Source organism: Mameliella sp. CS4, from assembly GCF_019392335.1.
GTDB lineage: Bacteria > Pseudomonadota > Alphaproteobacteria > Rhodobacterales > Rhodobacteraceae > Antarctobacter.
Map to the genome: position 1 here is coordinate 1 of NZ_JAHXRQ010000294.1, position 236 is coordinate 236.

The 236-nt window shown below is 57.2% G+C and carries 1 protein-coding gene; it reads left to right on the top strand.

Features of this window, described 5'->3' with window-relative positions:
- Positions 1-113 precede the first annotated feature (113 nt).
- Positions 114-236, top strand: a 123-nt coding sequence (locus tag KZZ07_RS27450) for a 2Fe-2S iron-sulfur cluster-binding family protein (protein ID WP_255564633.1), incomplete at its 3' end; no start/stop codon positions are given.

Here is a 236-nt window from a genome sequence, read left to right on the forward strand (position 1 = left end):
GTATGGACCAGTCGGTAAAAGCCGCCCTGGCGGGACGCAATCTGAATGAAATCGAGGAATAATTAATGCCGCAGGTCATTTTTCTGCCACACGCCGAGCATTGCCCGGAAGGTATGGTTGTGGAGGCTGAGACCGGCAAGTCCATCCTCGAAGTTGCCCATGACAACCACATCGAGATCGAGAGTGCCTGCGGCGGTGTCTGCGCCTGCACCACCTGCCACTGCGTGATTCGCGAG